The organism is Bradyrhizobium sp. LeoA1Lang, from assembly GCF_055413685.1.
Genome location: NZ_JBVAPG010000483.1, coordinates 1 through 613, shown reverse-complemented (window position 1 = coordinate 613; position 613 = coordinate 1). Strand labels below are relative to the sequence as shown.

At 65.9% G+C, this 613-nt stretch carries 1 pseudogene; it reads left to right on the top strand.

The features are described from left to right. Positions 1–613: pseudogene (locus ACZYOF_RS44250) on the top strand (IS256 family transposase); the annotation flags it as partial.

The following is a 613-nucleotide window of genomic DNA, read 5'->3' as shown; positions in this document are numbered from 1 at the left end:
CTGACGGCCTTGCTGGGCAAGGACGCACCGAACCTGTCGCCCGCGGTGATTTCCCGGCTGACCGCGGAGTGGCAAGGCGAGTACGAGCGCTGGCAGAGGCGCGATTTGTCGGCGCGACGATACGTGTGTATGTGTGGGCCGATGGCGTCTTCCTGCAGGCCCGCATGGAAGACCACGGCGAGTGCATGCTGGTGCTGATCGGCGCGACGCCGGAAGGCAAGAAGGAACTGATCGGCTTCCAGGTCGGCGTGCGGGAGAGCGCGCAGAGCTGGCGTGAGCTCCTGATCGACGTCAAGCGGCGCGGGTTGCAGATCGCCCCGGAAATTGCCGTCGGCGACGGCGCGCTCGGCTTCTGGAAGGCGCTCGACGAGGTCTGTCCCGGCACACGCCACCAGCGATGCTGGGTGCACAAGACCGTGAACGTCCTGGACAAGGTCCCGCTCTCGGTGCAGGCCACCATGAAGAAGGATCTGCGCGAGGTCTACTGGGCGCCGAACCGGGCGTCCGCCGAAGCGGCGATCGACGTTTTCGCCGAGAAATACCGCGCCAAATACGGCCGGGCGGTCGAATGTCTGGTCAAGGATCGCGACGCCCTGCTGGCCTTCTACGACTT